General features: G+C 66.0%; 13 protein-coding genes. 8 read left to right on the plus strand and 5 right to left on the minus strand.

From position 1 onward, the window contains the following. Positions 1–49 precede the first annotated feature (49 nt). From dnaE to proS, 5 genes are all read right to left on the minus strand, one after another. Entirely contained in the window at positions 50–3,490 is a 3,441-nt protein-coding gene (gene dnaE, locus V6R86_RS10120) for a DNA polymerase III subunit alpha (protein WP_338504295.1), read from the minus strand. Between the two features lie 166 nt (positions 3,491–3,656). Further along, entirely contained in the window at positions 3,657–4,730 is a 1,074-nt protein-coding gene (locus tag V6R86_RS10125) for a hypothetical protein (protein WP_338504297.1), read from the minus strand. Positions 4,731–4,745: 15 nt separating this feature from the next. Then, on the minus strand, positions 4,746–5,441 hold the full coding sequence (locus V6R86_RS10130; RefSeq protein ID WP_338504298.1) for an ABC transporter ATP-binding protein: 696 nt from the start codon (positions 5,439–5,441) through the stop codon (positions 4,746–4,748). Continuing rightward, positions 5,434–6,690 (minus strand): lipoprotein-releasing ABC transporter permease subunit, encoded by a 1,257-nt coding sequence (locus V6R86_RS10135; RefSeq protein ID WP_338504299.1) that lies wholly within the window; start codon positions 6,688–6,690, stop codon positions 5,434–5,436. Before V6R86_RS10135 ends, V6R86_RS10130 begins: the two co-directional genes overlap by 8 nt. Next, positions 6,687–8,009, minus strand: coding sequence for a proline--tRNA ligase (gene proS, locus V6R86_RS10140; RefSeq protein WP_338504300.1), 1,323 nt, complete (start codon positions 8,007–8,009; stop codon positions 6,687–6,689). Before proS ends, V6R86_RS10135 begins: the two co-directional genes overlap by 4 nt. A gap of 372 nt (positions 8,010–8,381) precedes the next feature. Here proS and V6R86_RS10145 point away from each other — a divergent pair, with 372 nt between their 5' ends. From V6R86_RS10145 to hisIE, 8 genes are read left to right on the plus strand one after another with little or no spacing between them, the layout of a single operon-like run. Then, a complete protein-coding gene (locus V6R86_RS10145) occupies positions 8,382–8,714 on the plus strand; it encodes a YerC/YecD family TrpR-related protein (RefSeq protein ID WP_338504301.1) in 333 nt (110 codons plus the stop codon). Beyond that, positions 8,704–9,594 (plus strand): ATP phosphoribosyltransferase, encoded by an 891-nt coding sequence (gene hisG / locus V6R86_RS10150; protein ID WP_338504302.1) that lies wholly within the window; start codon positions 8,704–8,706, stop codon positions 9,592–9,594. The genes V6R86_RS10145 and hisG overlap by 11 nt, the downstream gene beginning before the upstream one ends. Continuing rightward, positions 9,591–10,877, plus strand: coding sequence for a histidinol dehydrogenase (hisD, locus tag V6R86_RS10155; protein WP_338504303.1), 1,287 nt, complete (start codon positions 9,591–9,593; stop codon positions 10,875–10,877). Before hisG ends, hisD begins: the two co-directional genes overlap by 4 nt. Beyond that, a complete protein-coding gene (gene hisB, locus V6R86_RS10160; RefSeq protein WP_338504304.1) occupies positions 10,874–12,526 on the plus strand; it encodes an imidazoleglycerol-phosphate dehydratase HisB in 1,653 nt (550 codons plus the stop codon). The genes hisD and hisB overlap by 4 nt, the downstream gene beginning before the upstream one ends. Then, a complete protein-coding gene (gene hisH, locus V6R86_RS10165; RefSeq protein WP_338504306.1) occupies positions 12,523–13,107 on the plus strand; it encodes an imidazole glycerol phosphate synthase subunit HisH in 585 nt (194 codons plus the stop codon). The genes hisB and hisH overlap by 4 nt, the downstream gene beginning before the upstream one ends. After that, entirely contained in the window at positions 13,104–13,817 is a 714-nt protein-coding gene (locus V6R86_RS10170) for a HisA/HisF-related TIM barrel protein (RefSeq protein ID WP_338504307.1), read from the plus strand. The genes hisH and V6R86_RS10170 overlap by 4 nt, the downstream gene beginning before the upstream one ends. Further along, on the plus strand, positions 13,804–14,571 hold the full coding sequence (gene hisF / locus V6R86_RS10175) for an imidazole glycerol phosphate synthase subunit HisF (RefSeq protein ID WP_338504308.1): 768 nt from the start codon (positions 13,804–13,806) through the stop codon (positions 14,569–14,571). Before V6R86_RS10170 ends, hisF begins: the two co-directional genes overlap by 14 nt. Further along, entirely contained in the window at positions 14,568–15,191 is a 624-nt protein-coding gene (gene hisIE, locus V6R86_RS10180) for a bifunctional phosphoribosyl-AMP cyclohydrolase/phosphoribosyl-ATP diphosphatase HisIE (RefSeq protein WP_338504309.1), read from the plus strand. Before hisF ends, hisIE begins: the two co-directional genes overlap by 4 nt. The last annotated feature ends 115 nt before the right edge of the window (positions 15,192–15,306 follow it).

The following is a 15,306-nucleotide window of genomic DNA, read 5'->3' on the forward strand; positions in this document are numbered from 1 at the left end:
GCCCTGTCATCGACGAAGGCCCCGGCAGCGATGCCGGGGCTTTTTCGTGTCAGCCGACGAGGCGCAATTGTTCGGCCGCGGCGAGGGTAACGCCGCCTTCGCCGACGAAGCGTTCCAGTCGGGCCCCGAGCTCGGCATCGACCGCGAAGCGCCCGGGCAAAAGCAGCTGCGCAGCCCGGCCATTGCTGACCGGAACCACCAACCGCACGATCCCGCTTCCGGCGGCGAGCTCCTTGAACTCGGCCAGGACCGCGGAAATGGCGGCTTCGTCAGGGCAGCGGACGGTGAGCTCGACCCGGCTGCGGCGGGCCAATTCCTCGAGCGGCTGAAAGCGCTTGATCGTGACCCGCGGCTGTTCTTCACCCGGGCGGCGGTCGAGTTCGACCGTGAGCAGGCCGCATTGCCCTGCCTTGGCAGCGGCTTCTACCGCTGCGGCGGCTTCGTCGTCGAATACGGTGGCGTCGAACTGACCGCCACTGTCGCTGAAGCGGGCCATCATGAAGCGGCGACCCTTTTGCGAGGTGCGCCAGCGCGCTTCCTCGACCAATCCCGCCATCGTCGCAGCGCCGCGCCCGTCGGCGGGAATGTTGACCGCGCCAAGCTCGGTTGATTGCCGCACCTTGTGCGCGGCAAGCAGATGCTTGTGATGATCGACCGGATGGGCCGAAAAATAGAAACCGAAGGCGTCTCGCTCGGCCGCCATCCGCTCGGCCAGGGTCCAGCGCGCGTCGCGGGGCAGCCGGATCGGCACCACTTCGGCAGGACCGTCGCTGCCGCCACCGAACAGACCGCCCTGCCCGCTGGTCTTCTCCTGGTGCGCGCTGGCGGCGTGGGCAAGGATGGTCTCGGCGCCGGCATGGACCGCCGCACGGTCGGGGTTGAGGCTGTCGAGGGCCCCGGCGGAAGCGAGGCTTTCGAGCTGGCGGCGGTTGAGGATCCTCGGATCGATCCGCGCCGCGAAATCCTCGAGGCTGGCGAACGGCTTCTTCATCCGCTCGGTGACAAGCTCCTCCATCGCCTTTTCGCCCACGCCCTTGAGCGCCCCCAGCGCATTACGCACGCCGCCATCCTGCACGTCGAACGCGGCCTCGCTGGCATTGACGTCGGGTGGCAGCAGGGTCTGGCCCATGCGGCGGAGGTCGTCGACGAACAGGCAGAGCTTGTCGGTCTGGTGGAGGTCGTAGCTCATCGAGGCGGCGTAGAATTCGGCCGGGTGATGCGCCTTCAACCAGGCGGTATGATAGGCGACGAGGGCGTAGGCGGCGGCGTGGCTCTTGTTGAAGCCGTAGCCGGCGAACTTGTCGATCAAGTCGAACAGCTCGTTTGCCTTGCCCGGCTTGATGTCCTGCCGCCCGCAACCCTCGACGAAGCGGGCGCGCTGGGCGTCCATCTCGGCCTTGATCTTCTTGCCCATCGCGCGGCGCAGCAGATCGGCTTCGCCTAGGCTGTAGCCTGCCAGCACCTGCGCGGCCTGCATCACCTGTTCCTGGTAGACGAAGATGCCGTAGGTTTCCTTGAGCACATCCTCGAGCAGGGCGTGCGGATATTGGATCTCCTGCCGGCCGTTCTTGCGGTCGCCGAACAGCGGGATATTGTCCATCGGGCCCGGGCGGTAGAGTGAGACCAGCGCGATGATATCGCCGAAGTTAGTCGGCCGCACCGCCGCCAGCGTCCGCCGCATGCCTTCGGATTCGAGCTGGAACACGCCCACCGTGTCACCGCGCTGGAGGAGTTCGTAGACTTTCGGGTCTTCCCATTTGAGCTTCGAGTAATCGACCTCGATCCCGCGCTTGGCGAGGAGCCGCTGGCCTTCCTTCAGCACCGATAAGGTCTTGAGGCCGAGGAAGTCGAACTTCACCAGCCCCGCGCCCTCGACATACTTCATGTCGAATTGGGTGACCGGCATGTCCGACCGCGGGTCGCGGTGAAGCGGAACCAGCTCCTGCAGCGGGCGATCGCCGATGACGACGCCAGCGGCATGGGTCGAGCTGTGGCGCGGCAGGCCTTCGAGCTTCATCGCGAGGTCGAACAGCCGCTTTACCTGCGGCTCGTTCTTCACTTCGGCGGCCAACTCACTGACGCCATTTAGGGAACGCTCAAGCGTCCACGGGTCGGTCGGATGGTTGGGCACAAGCTTGGCCAGCCGGTCGACATGGCCATAGCTCATCTGCAGAACGCGGCCCGTGTCCTTGAGCACGGCGCGGGCCTTGAGGCGTCCGAAGGTGATGATCTGCGCTACCTTGTCCCGGCCATATTTGCCCTGGACGTAGCGGATCACCTTGTCGCGGTGGGTTTCACAGAAATCGATGTCGAAGTCGGGCATCGACACGCGTTCGGGATTTAGGAAGCGCTCGAACAGCAAACCAAGCTCGAGCGGGTCGAGGTCGGTGATCAGCAGCGCCCAGGCGACTGCCGAGCCCGCGCCCGAACCACGGCCTGGACCGACCGGAATATCGTTGTTCTTGGCCCACTGGATGAAGTCGGCGACGATCAGGAAGTAGCCGGCAAACCCCATGCGGACGATGACGTCGAGTTCGAAGTCGAGGCGTTCACGGTAGGTAGGCTTCAGGTCCTCGGCATAAAGTTCGATCCGCTTTTCAAGGCCAGCATGGGCCGCGGCGCGGAGAGCTTCGTCCTCGTCCTCCCCCATCCGCGGCAGAATCGGACGGCGCTTGGGTGCGCTGACGGCGCAGCGGCGGGCTACGACGAGAGTATTGGCAAGCGCTTCGGGAAGGTCGGCGAACAGGGCCGCCATCTCGGGCTCGCCCTTCAGCCAGGCGTCTTCGCTGGACCGCGGGCGCTCGGCTTCGTCGACGTAAGCGCTGTTGGCGATGCATAGCATGGCGTCGTGGGCGGCGTGAAAATGGGGCTCGGCGTAGAGCGCCGGGTTGGTCGCGACCAAGGGCAGAGCGAGGTCGTAAGCGAGGTCGAGCAGCGCGCCTTCCGCGGTTTCCTCGGCGGCGTCGCCGCGGCGGCTTACCTCGACATAAAGGCGGTCGGGAAAGAGGGAGGCGAGTCTCTCCAGCGCCGCGCGCGCCTTGCCCGCCTGGCCATCGGCGAGCAGGCGGACGACCGCCCCTTCCCCGCCTGCGGTCAGCGCAATCAGACCCTCGGCATGGCCTGCTAGGTCGTCCATCGTGATGTGAGGGGTCAGGTGATCGGGGCGCTCCATGTGCGCTTTGCTGACCAGCCGGCACAGATTGGCGTAACCCGCCTCATCCTTGGCCAGCAGCGCCAGCCAATCGATCGTTTCCTTGGCCCCGCCCCACTCGACCGGTCGAGCGACGCCGAGCGTGGCACCGATGATCGGCTGGACGCCGGCATCCATCGCCGCGTCGCTGAAGGCCATCGCGGCGTAGAGCCCGTTGCGATCGGTCAGCGCCACCGCCGGAAAGCCGCGCTTGGCCGCCGTCTTGGCGAGGATCTTCGGCTCGATCGCGCCCTCGAGCATCGAGAAGGAAGACAGGACGCGAAGGGGAACAAAGGCCATGAGCGAGGTCTAAAGATGGGACCTCTTGATGGGAAGCGGAAGGGGCCGACTTATCCCCAGCTACGTCGCGCTGCGGAAGCTATTGGCCGCGCCAGCGGCCGTCGGCGATGTCCCTGATTTCGCTGATCCGCCCCCGATAGGCGTCGGCCACACATTCATCGCTGCGTCAACGATCACGGAAGCCGAGAAAGCGGCTGCGGGTCCGCTCCAGCAGCGCGCGGGCTTCCGGATCGGCGCCGCGATAGGCAGTGCCATAGAAGTTCGCCATCTGCCGGTCGAGGGCGGCGAGTTCGGGGCTGTTGCAGACTGCAATCTCACCGCGGGTGCGGGCACGGGCGCAGTTGAAGCTCGGGTTGGCCGACGCCGTGGGCGGGGCCGGTGGGGCAGCGGGCTCGTCTACGGGGCCGGGCGCTTCGGGTACCTCGGGAGCAGTCGGCGGGACGATGACTTCAGGCTCACTCGGCGGTGTCGAAGCGGGTGACGGCGCGGGGCTTCCCATCCGGGCAAGTGTCGCCAGCGGCACCACGATGCCCTCGGCACCACTTAGCGTCACGACGTCGCCGCTCTGGTCGGCTGCGGGTTGCAGGTTGTAGCCAAGGCTCGCCGAAAGCGACCGGCGCCCGCCGACGACTTGGACGCCCGGCGGCAGGTCGAGCGTGACGTCGGCCTGACAGCTCACCCGCTCGAGGCCCGCGTCCTGTTCACGCAGTACGGGGTTGGCGACCCGCAGGGCCGAATAGCCGGAAAGCTGATCAAACGCCGTTTGGTCGGACCCGCGCGTGGTGGCTGCTTGCCGAAACAGCTCGCGCTTGATCAGGTCGTAGGTCGCGGGCGCCGCGCAGCGCGCCTCCGGGTCGGAAGCGGCGGCAGTTTGTTCGTCCTGGCCCTCGGAATTCTCCCCAACCGCGTCCGAGCCCGGACCTGATCGGGTCAGCGAGAGCCCAAACAGGATGGCGCCAAGCAGCAAAAGGCCTCCGACGATCAGCAGCCAGCGGTTGGGACCATTGCGGCGTGGGCCGGAGGCAGCGGGCGATCGTGCACGGTCCCGGTCGAAAGGGTCGGCCTCGTCGTATCGCGGGTCGGGCCGACGTTCGAAACGCGGCTCCTCATCGCGCTCGCCAATCCGCTCGGCATAGCGCGGATCGGGGCGGCGATCCTCGTTCCGTCCCTCGGTGAAACGGGGATTGAAACCGCCCGGTGGCGGCGGATTGTTGCGGTCGAAGGGAGGACGCTGAACCATGGCCGCAGGAACGCTTCAGGCGGGCTTTGGTCCCAGCACTTCGAGCCGTCCCTCGTGGAGGCGGACCACGCGGTCCATCCGCCGGGCGAGACGCTCGTTGTGCGTGGCGACAAGGGCCGCGCTGCCTTCTTTCCGGACGAGATTGAGAAATTCGGCCAGCACCACGTCGGCGGTATGCTCGTCGAGATTGCCGGTCGGCTCGTCGGCGAGGATCAAAGGCGGGCGATTGGCGAGCGCGCGGGCAACCGCCACGCGCTGCTGCTCGCCGCCGCTGAGCTTCGCCGGGCGGTGGCTCAAGCGATGGCCGAGGCCGAGCGCGGTCAGCAGCGACACCGCCCGCTCATTCGCCGCCTCCGGCTCCGCGTCGCGAATAAGCTGTGGCAGCGTGACATTCTCAATCGCGGTGAAGTCGGGCAGCAAGTGGTGAAACTGATAGACGAACCCAAGCGCCTCGCGGCGCAGGTCGGTGCGGCCATCGGTGTCGAGCGCCTCGGCCTGCTGGCCATTGATGCGGATCGAGCCTTCAAACCCGCCTTCGAGCAGGCCGACGGCTTGCAGCAAGGTCGATTTGCCCGAGCCCGAGGGCCCGAGCAGCGCGACGATCTCGCCGGGTTGCACGGCGAGGTCGACGCCATTCAGCACGGTGATGGTGACGTCGCCCTGCGTAAAGGAGCGCTTGAGGCCGCGCGTTTCGAGAACCGCCTCACTCATAACGAAGCACCTGCACCGGATCCGTGCTCGCCGCCTTCCACGCCGGGTAGAGCGTGGACAGGAAGCTCAGGACAAAGGCGGTGACGACGATGACCGTCACCTCGACCGGATCGGTCTTGCTCGGCAGTTCGCTCAAAAAGCGCACGCTCGGATCCCAAAGGTTCTGGCCGGTGATCCACTGGATGGCGTCGACGATCGGCTGGCGGAAGAACAGGAATATGGCGCCGATTAGCAGCCCGCCGAGAATGCCAAGCGTGCCGATGGTTGTGCCGACGGTGACGAACACCTTCATCATGCCTTTGCGGCTGGCGCCCATGGTCCGCAGGATCGCGATGTCGCGGGTCTTGGCGCGGACCAGCATGATCAGGCTCGACAGGATGTTGAACACCGCAACGAGGATAATGAGGCTGAGGACGACGAACATCGCGACGCGCTCGACTTCCAGCGCCTCGAAGATGGCGGCATTCATGCTGCGCCAATCGACCGCGGCGCCCCTGCCCTGCACAAGCTGGGTCAGCGCGCCCATCTGGTCCTGAACCTTGTCAGGGTTCGTTACCTTGACCTCGACCATGCCGACCGCGTCGCCCATCATCAGCAGGGTTTGCGCGTCTTCCATCGGCATGATGACGAAGGCGTTGTCGTAGTCGTAGACACCGACCTCGAAAGTGGCGGCAACCGTATAGCTGACGATCCTCGGCACGGTCCCGACCGGGGTCGAGCGGCCTTCGGGACTGATGAGGCTGATCTCGCCGCCCGGAAAGGTGCCGAGCTGCTGGGCGAGGCGCGTGCCGATGGCGACGCAATTGCAGCCGGGGGTGAGGTTGGCGAGGCTGCCACTCTTGACGCCGCCGGTCAGCACCGGATTGTTGCGGATGTCCCCCACCCGCATGCCGCGCACCAGCACGCCTTCGACGCGGCCGTTGCTGCTTGCCATCAGCGGTTGCTCGATCAGCGGAAGGGCGGACGTGACGCCGGGCACCTTCAAGGCACCATCGGCGATGCGCTGCCAACCTTCGAGGCGGCCGTCATAGCCCTGAAGAATGGCGTGGCCGTTGAGGCCGGCGGTCTTCTCGAACAGTTCGGCGCGGAAGCCATTCATCACGCTCATGACGATGATCAGGGCCGCGACGCCAAGGGCGACGGCGGCGAGGCTGATCATCGAAACGAGGAAGATGAAGCGCTCGCCCTCGCCCTTGCCTGGGAGGAGATAGCGCTTGGCAATGATCCGCTCGTAGCGGGAGAGGATCATGCGGTAAGCCTCGAAAGCACGCTGTCGATGCTGATCTCCTGCTTCTCGCCGGTGGGACGGTCCTTGAGCTCGACCGTGCCGGCCGCCAGCCCGCGCGGGCCGATGATGATCTGCTTGGGAAGGCCCATCAGGTCCATGCCCGCCAGCTTCGCCCCGCCCCGCTCGTCGCGGTCATCGTAGAGCGTCTCGATCCCAGCGGAGGTGAGCTTGTCGTAGAGATCGGATGCGCCCGCCTGCGATGCCGCATCGTCGCCGCGCATGGTGACGATGCCGACCTGCCACGGTGCCACCGCGTCGGGCCAGATGATGCCGTTGTCGTCGTGGCTGGCTTCGATGATCGCGCCGACCAGACGGCTGACGCCAACGCCGTAGCTGCCCATGTGCGGGGAGACGGTGGAGCCGTCGGGCCCGGACACTTTAAGCCCCATGGCGTCACTGTACTTGGTGCCGAAGTAGAAGATGTGCCCGACCTCGATCCCGCGGCCGGTGCGGCGGCTTTCCTCGGGAAGCTCGGCCCACTTGGCCTCGTCGTGGGTCTCGTCGGTCGCGGCGTAGGTCGTGTTGACGCGGTCGAACAGGCCCTTCAGCCCGGCTTCGTCGGCGTAATTCAGGTCCGCCTGGCTCCAGTCGAAGCTGTCGTAGGCTGCGTCGTAGAAGACTTCGCTCTCGCCGGTTGGGGCGAGTACGATAAACTCGTGGGAAAGGTCGCCGCCGATCGGGCCATTGGCGGCGCGCATCGGCACCGCCTGGATGCCCATCCGCTGAAAGGTGCGCAGATAGGCCAGCATCTGCTTGTAGTAGCTGAGGCGCGCGCCCGCTTCGTCGAGGTCGAAGCTGTAGGCGTCCTTCATCAGAAATTCGCGCCCGCGCATCACGCCGAACCGCGGGCGGACTTCGTCGCGGAACTTCCACTGGATGTGATAGAGGGTGCGCGGCAGTTCGCGGTAGGAGCGCGTCTCGGCCGCAAACAGCGCGGTGATCATTTCCTCGTTGGTCGGGCCGTAGAGGATCTCACGGTCATGCCGATCGCGGATGCGCAGCATCTCGGGGCCGTAAGCGTCGTAACGCCCACTTTGCCGCCACAGGTCGGCAGACTGCAGCGTCGGCATAAGAAGCTCGATTGCGCCGGCCTTGTCCTGCTCCTCGCGGACGATCTGTTCGATCTTGTTCAGGACCCGGAGGCCGAGCGGCAGCCAGGCGTAGATACCGGCCGCCGTCTGGCGAACCAGGCCCGCGCGCAGCATCAGCTTGTGGCTGACGATCTGGGCGTCGGCGGGGCTTTCCTTGAGGACGGGCAAAAAAGCTTGTGAAAGGCGCATGCCTGCCCCCCTAGAGGGGCCAAGATGAACAGGCAATCACAGCAGCACTGTTGCCGGTCTGTCACACGGCTTGTGCGATTTTGGCACGCTCGGCGTTAAGCTGATGACATCACGCCCAAAAGGAGGCACCTTTCGCTTCGTTCCAAGCCGCGGCGGCTCCTCTGCCGCGAATGGTCCAAGGGGGCTGACGAGCAATCGTCACGCGAAGGCGCCCGGGTTGCCGCAAGGTGGCCCGGGCGTTTTGCTGTCTGATCGCCTCGCACTCTAGCCCTCTCCCGCCACTTTACATGCCTTTCCTCGGTGAGTGCTCGCGGTTGACTCTGCGCAATAGCGTCCCTAGCTGCGTTTCATCGTATTAGCACGATGGAACAAATGGCGCCTTACCCTTCCCCGACCCGTGACGGAGCAGTTCTCACCGCCGAGCTATGCCGCGCGCTTCTGACGCCGGGATCGGCAGAAGAAATGTCGCGCCTGCTGACCGACCTTTGCACGCCGCAGGAAATACGAACGCTGGCCGAACGTTGGCACGTTGCCCGTTTGCTCGACGGGACCGACCTTTCCTACCGGGACATCCATGACGCCACCGGCGTTTCCACCACCACCATCGTCCGCATCGCGCGCTTTCTGCGACAGGAACCGCACCAGGGTTACCGCGCCGCGATCGATACTCTTGCCGCCAGTGAAAGCCCTTCCGATGCTGATTGACGACGACCGCCTGCACATCGCCATCCAGAAGAACGGCCGCCTCAGCGACATCAGCCGCGACCTCCTGAAGGGGGCCGGCCTGCGGCTTCAGAACGGCCGCAACGCCTTGACCGCGCGGGTCGAGAATTTCGCGGCCGACATCATGTTCGTGCGCGACGACGATATTCCGACTTTCGTCGCCGATGGCGTGTGCGAGTTCGGGATCGTCGGCGGCAACGTGCTGGAGGAATTTCGGCTGTCGTCGAAGGAATCGGCGGTCGAGATCGTCGCCGAGCTCGGCACCGCCCGCTGCTCGCTCAAGCTCGCCGCTCCCGAAAACACGGTCTGGGAAGGGCCGCAAAGCCTTGCCGGCAAGCGGGTCGCGACCTCGTATCCGCGCATCGTGGAGCGCTGGCTGGCGGAGCAGGGCGTCGAGGCCAGCGTGGTCAAGATGAACGGCGCGGTGGAGCTCGCCCCGCGGCTCAAGATCGCGCCCTTCATCTGCGATCTCGTCTCGACCGGCGCGACGCTCGAAGCCAACGGTTTGCGCGCGGTTGCCGACGTATTCGACAGCGAAGCGGTGCTGATCCGCACCACACGTCCCGTGCCGCCGGCTCGCGTGGAACTCGGCAGCGCCTTGCTCAGCCGGATTCAGGGGGTGCTCCAGACCAAGGACGCCAAATACATCCTCCTCAATGCCGCCTCGGAATCGCTCCCGGCGATCACCCGTATCCTGCCGGGCGCCGATGCTCCGACCATCATCCCCCTGCACGGTCGTCCGGGCCATTTCGCGGTGCACGCCGTGGCGCGGGAATCGGTGTTCTGGGAAACGCTCGAGCAATTGAAGGGCGCGGGCGCATCGGCGATCCTGGTCCTTCCCATCGAAAAGATGATGCTGTGACCCCGCTCAGCTGGTCCGATCTCGACGTCGAAGCGCGCGCGGCGGCGCTGGCTCGGCCGCCGGCGCGGCGCTCCCCTGAACTCGTCGCCGGTGTGACTGCGATCCTCGAAGAGGTGCGGAGCGGCGGGTGGAACGCGCTGTGCCGCATCGCGGAACGCATCGACGGACGCGCGCCCGAGGCAGTGGCGATTGCTCCCCTAGCCACTGCCGCCCGCGCCAGCCTACCTGCCGACGCGGTAGCCGCGATGGAACTTGCCGCCGACAACATCCGCCGCTTCCACGACGCGAGCCGACCCGCCGATACCAGGGTCGAAACCATGCCCGGCCTGGTCGTCGAAAAGGTCTGGCGTCCGCTCGACCGGGTCGGGCTTTACGTTCCGGGTGGAGCGACGCCCTTATTCTCGACCTTGCTGATGCTCGCTCTCCCCGCACGCGCTGCTGGTGTACGCGAGATCGTGGTCGTCACCCCGCCGAGCCCCGGTGGCCTTGACCCGGCAATCGCGCTTGCGGCCGAATTGTGCGGGATCGACAGCATCTGGACCGTGGGCGGGGCGCAGGCGATCGCCGCGCTGGCATTCGGAGCCGGCGACATTCCGCCTTGCCCCAAGATTTGCGGCCCCGGCAACGCGTGGGTCGCCGAAGCGAAGACGCAGGCCAGCGCCCTCCCTGGTGGCCCGGCGATCGACATGCCGGCGGGTCCGTCCGAACTGATGGTGATCGCCGATCGCAATGCGTCGCCGGTGATGGTCGCCGCCGATCTCCTCAGCCAGGCCGAACATGACGCGTCGGCGCAGGTGCTTCTGGTCAGCGATACGACCGAAATTGCCTCTGCAGCCCTAGCTGAGGTCGAACGGCAGGTTGCCGAGCTCCCGCGCGCCGACCTTGCGCGTCGCTCGCTCGATCATGGCCGCGCCATTGTCGTCCGCGATCTCGCCGAGGCCGCGTCGGTCGCCAATATCTATGCGCCCGAACACCTCTGCCTTGCCGTAGACGACCCCGAACCATTGATCGCGGCTATCAACAATGCCGGCGCGATTTTCGCGGGGCACGCCGCGGCGGAGAGCTTCGGCGATTATCTGGCGGGATCGAGCCACGTTCTCCCCACCGATGGCGCTGCGCGGGCATGGAGTGGAATCACGGTGCACAGCTTCATGAAGGCGATCAGCATCCAGCGCGTGTCCGAGTCCGCTGGCCAGGCCCTTGCTGCCCCCGCCGCAGCGCTGGCCCGTCTCGAATCTCTCGAGGCGCACGCCCGCGCCGCCGAAGCGAGGGCCGCCGCATGAGCCTCGCCCGCCGCCTCGCCCGGCCCGCGATCCTCGCGCTCGAACCCTTCGATCTCGGCAATCGCGAGGTCAGCCCCGACGCGATCCTGCTCGACGCCAACGAAAGCCCCTTTGGTCCGCTGTCTGGCGGCAATCTCGCCGCGGGTGTCAATCGCTACCCCGAGCCACAGCCGCAACGCCTGCGTGCCGTCATGGCGGCACTCTACGGGGTCGTCTCTACGCAATTCCTGGTGACACGAGGCGGAGACGACGCAATCGATCTCCTCTGCCGCACCTTCCTGCGCGGGTCCGAGGACGCGGTGGCGGTGACCAGCCCGAGCTTCACCGCCTACGCCCATTTCGCGCGGGTGCAGGGCGCGGGCGTGATCGACATCCCTTTGACCGAGACGTTCGATCTCGATCCGGATGCCGTTATAGCTGGCGTGAAAGGCGAGCCGCGGACGAAGCTGCTGTTCCTCTGCACGCCCAACAATCCTACCGGCAATGCGGTCGATCCGGCTGACATCCTGCGCATTGCCGACGCGCTGCCCGACGTCATGATCCTCGCCGACGAAGCCTATATCGAGTTCAGCGACACGCCGAGCCTCGCTGGCGAAGCTGTGGTCCGCTTGAACCTTCTCGTCTTGAAGACCTTGTCCAAAGCCTTCGCGCTCGCCGGAGCTCGCGTCGGTGGGCTTATCGGTCCGGCGGAAACGCTGGAGATTGTCGCCAGAGTATTGCCGCCTTATCCGCTGCCGACCCCGTCGATCGCCGCCGCGCTCGACGCGCTTCAGCCGGCGCGCCGGGCCGTGCACCGCGAGCGGATCGCCCAGCTGCTCGCCGAACGCGAGCGAATGGCGCCGTTGCTCGCCGCTTCCCCCTACGTCCGCAAGGTCTATCCGAGCGCCGGCAATTTCCTGTTCCTTGAAACGATCGACACCGAGCAGCTGGCGGCACGGCTAAGCGCCGACGGCATTCGGGTCCGCTACCGGCCAAAGGCCGCACCGGGCGGGATCCGGCTGACCATCGGGACACGGGCCGAAAACGACGCCGCGCTTGCTGCGTTCGGAGCCACGGTCGAACGCAAGGCGCCGCGCCGCGCGGAAATTGCCCGCGACACCAAGGAAACCCGAATTGCGCTCGCCATCGATCTCGATCGCGCCGAGCCGCGACAAATCGCGACGGGCATTCCTTATTATGACCACATGCTCGACCAGGTCGCGGCGCACGGTGGTTTCAGCCTGATCCTGAGCTGTGACGGCGATCTGGATATCGATCCACACCACAGCATCGAGGACGTGGCGATCGCGCTCGGACAGGGACTCAAGGCGGCTCTCGGCGACAAACGCGGGATCGGACGCTTCGGCTTCGCGCTGCCGATGGACGAGACCGAGGCGCAGGTGCTGATCGATCTTAGCGGCCGCCCCTACTGCCGCTTCGAAGGCGACTTCGTCGCATCGCATATCGGCGACTATCCGACCGAGATGACGCAGCACGTTTTTCGCAGCCTCGCCGACAGCCTTGATGCCGCAATCCACGTCAAGGTGGCGGGCGAGAACGATCACCACAAGGTCGAGGCCTGCTTCAAGGCGTTTGGCAGGACGCTTCGCCAAGCGCTTGCGATCGAAGGCAAAGGTGACTCGCTTCCCAGCACTAAGGGCATGCTGTGAACGTCGTCACGCTCGTCGACCTCGGCTACGGCAACCTCGGCTCGATCGAGACCGCGCTTCGCCGGCTCGGGACCGAGGTGCGTCGCACCAGCGAAGCGGCAGGGATCACCGGTGCGGAGCGTCTGCTCCTGCCGGGGGTCGGCGCAGCAGGCTTTGCGATGCAACGGATCGCCTCGCTCGGTCTTGCCGAGGCCTTGCGCGGCTTCGCCGGGCCAGCGCTCGGGATATGTCTTGGCATGCACCTTCTGTTCGAGCGGAGTGAGGAAGGTGACGTCGCCCTGCTCGGACTGCTGCCCGGCGACGTCCGGAAAATGACACCGTCGGCGACCGTCACCATCCCGCACATGGGCTGGAGCAAGATTGAGACCGACTCGGCTGAGATCGGCCTGACTTCCGGAGATTATGTCTATTTCGCCCACAGCTACGCGGCTCCCGATGGCCCTTCTACCATCGCCCGCGCGCATCACGGCATTCCGGTCCCGGCGGTGGTTCGCTCGGACAATTGGACCGGCGCGCAATTTCATCCCGAACGCTCTGGCCCCGTGGGTGCGCGCTTCCTTGAGGCTTGGCTGACAGCATGATCCTGTATCCCGCCATGGACCTGATTGGCGGCCGCATCGTGCGGCTGCGCCAGGGTCGGTTCGACGAGGTTACCTTCTACGACCCGCTGCCAGCCGACGCGCTGCGCTCGTTTGCCGATGACGGCGCCCAATGGGCCCATATCGTCGACCTCGATGGGGCGAAGGCGGGTATGCCCGTTCAGCATGATCTGCTGAAAGCGCTCGCCGCTGCGACTCCCCTTCGCCTGCAAGTGGCCGGCGGAGTGCGTACCGCCGACCACGTCGCCGCGTTGCTCGATGCTGGCGCCTCGCGGGTGGTGATCGGAAGCCTTGCCGTGCGCGATCCTGCCGCGACCATCGCCCTGCTTGATCGCTTCGGGCCGGAGCGCATCACGCTCAGCCTCGACGTCCGGGTCGACAGCGAGCCGATGGTCGCGACTCATGGCTGGCAGGAAGATAGCGGCCTTTCGCTGTGGGATGTCGCTGCCCGATACCCCACTGCCCGCCACCTGCTGCTGACGGATATCGGACGCGACGGGATGCTCGAAGGGCCTAATCACGCGCTTCTTGCACAAGCGGTGGAGCGCCTGCCCCATCTGGACATCCAGGCCAGCGGCGGGGTGACGTCCCTGGATGACCTCAGAGGGCTGACCACCGCGGGAGCGATTCTCGGCCGCGCCATGTGGGAAGGTCACCTGCCTCTCGCGGAGGCGCTTCGTGCCCGCCGCTAGGATCATTCCCTGTCTGGACGTCGCGAATGGCCGCGTCACCAAGGGCGTGCGCTTTCGCGACCATCGCGACATCGGCGACATCGTCGAGCATGCCCTGCGTTATTCGGCGGAAGGCGCGGACGAGCTCGTCTTCTACGAGATCAAGGCCAGCGCCGAGGGACGCAGCGTCGACCTTGGCTGGGTTCGCGATATCGCCAATGTGATCGACATTCCGTTCTGCGTCGCGGGTGGCATTCGCGACCGGGACACCGCCGCCGCGGTGCTCGATGCCGGTGCCGACAAGGTTTCGATCAACTCTCCAGCGCTGGAAACGCCTTCGCTGATCACCGATCTCGCCAGGGACTTTGGCAGCCAATGCATCGTCGTCGGGATCGACAGCCTCAAGGACGCGCACGGCGACTACCGGGTAAAGCAATATACCGGCGATGCGGCGGCGACGCGCGACAGCGGGCGGCTGACCGTCGAGTGGGCGCAGGAGGCGGCGGAACGAGGTGCTGGCGAGATAGTGCTCAATGCCATGGCCGAGGATGGCGTGCGCGCGGGCTACGACCTGCCTCATGCCCGCGCGGTCATGAACGTGGTCAGCGTGCCCCTGATCGTCAGCGGCGGCGCCGGCGCGCCCGAGCATTTCCGCGATGCCTTCCGCGCCGGTGCGAGCGGCGCGTTGGCGGCGACGGTGTTTCACGATCGGCTGATCGAGATCGGCGGGCTCAAGAATTGGCTTGCTGGAGAAGGTGTAGAGGTGCGGCGATGAGCGACGAGCGATCCTTGGACTTGGACGCCCTTGCCTGGGAGAAGATGGACGGCCTCCTCCCCGCCGTCGTTCAGGATGCCGCGACCGATCAGCTGCTGATGCTGGGCTATATGAACCGCGAGGCGCTCGGCGCCACGATGTCCGACGGGCTCGTCACCTTTTACAGCCGGTCGAAGCAGCGACTTTGGCGCAAGGGTGAGAGCAGCGGCAATGTTCTGCGCCTGGTGTCCATCGCTGCGGACTGCGACCGCGACGCCCTGCTGATCCGGGCCAACCCGGCGGGTCCGACCTGCCATCGTGGCACCGACAGCTGTTTCGGAGAGGCGGGCCTTGGCGCGGGCTGGCTCGGAAAACTGGAAAGGATCGTGGCGGAGCGCGCGTCGGCCGACCCCGCCCAAAGCTATACCGCGAGCCTGCTGGCGGAAGGCCCCGCCAAAGCGGCGCAAAAGGTCGGTGAAGAAGGGGTCGAAGTAGCCCTGGCCGCCGTCAGTCGAGACACCGCAGGCCTCGCCGACGAGGCGGCAGATCTGCTGTTCCATTTGCTTGTCGTGCTTCGTTCGCGCGGGCTCGACCTCGCATCAGTGATCGCGGTTCTTCAAGCACGTCATCTAAGTCGATGAGAACGGGGCAAGAACAAATCCATTGACAGTTTGCGAACGAAGGGAGAACATTGGCGCATAAGCACGGTTTTCCGCTTCATCTCGGAACGAAATGAATCGGTCTCCGTTGCGCTAC

Origin of the sequence: Sphingomonas kaistensis, assembly GCF_036884275.1 — a bacterium.
Lineage (GTDB): Bacteria > Pseudomonadota > Alphaproteobacteria > Sphingomonadales > Sphingomonadaceae > Sphingomicrobium > Sphingomicrobium kaistense_A.

Coding starts and splice junctions, on each gene's coding strand:
- hisG (WP_338504302.1), top strand. CDS start 8,704: ATGCTGATTGACGACGACCGCCTGCACATCGCCATCCAGAAGAACGGC.
- V6R86_RS10130 (WP_338504298.1), bottom strand. CDS start 5,441: ATGAGTGAGGCGGTTCTCGAAACGCGCGGCCTCAAGCGCTCCTTTACG.
- V6R86_RS10125 (WP_338504297.1), bottom strand. CDS start 4,730: ATGGTTCAGCGTCCTCCCTTCGACCGCAACAATCCGCCGCCACCGGGC.
- proS (WP_338504300.1), bottom strand. CDS start 8,009: ATGCGCCTTTCACAAGCTTTTTTGCCCGTCCTCAAGGAAAGCCCCGCC.
- V6R86_RS10145 (WP_338504301.1), top strand. CDS start 8,382: ATGGCGCCTTACCCTTCCCCGACCCGTGACGGAGCAGTTCTCACCGCC.
- V6R86_RS10135 (WP_338504299.1), bottom strand. CDS start 6,690: ATGATCCTCTCCCGCTACGAGCGGATCATTGCCAAGCGCTATCTCCTC.
- dnaE (WP_338504295.1), bottom strand. CDS start 3,490: ATGGCCTTTGTTCCCCTTCGCGTCCTGTCTTCCTTCTCGATGCTCGAG.
- V6R86_RS10170 (WP_338504307.1), top strand. CDS start 13,104: ATGATCCTGTATCCCGCCATGGACCTGATTGGCGGCCGCATCGTGCGG.
- hisB (WP_338504304.1), top strand. CDS start 10,874: ATGAGCCTCGCCCGCCGCCTCGCCCGGCCCGCGATCCTCGCGCTCGAA.
- hisIE (WP_338504309.1), top strand. CDS start 14,568: ATGAGCGACGAGCGATCCTTGGACTTGGACGCCCTTGCCTGGGAGAAG.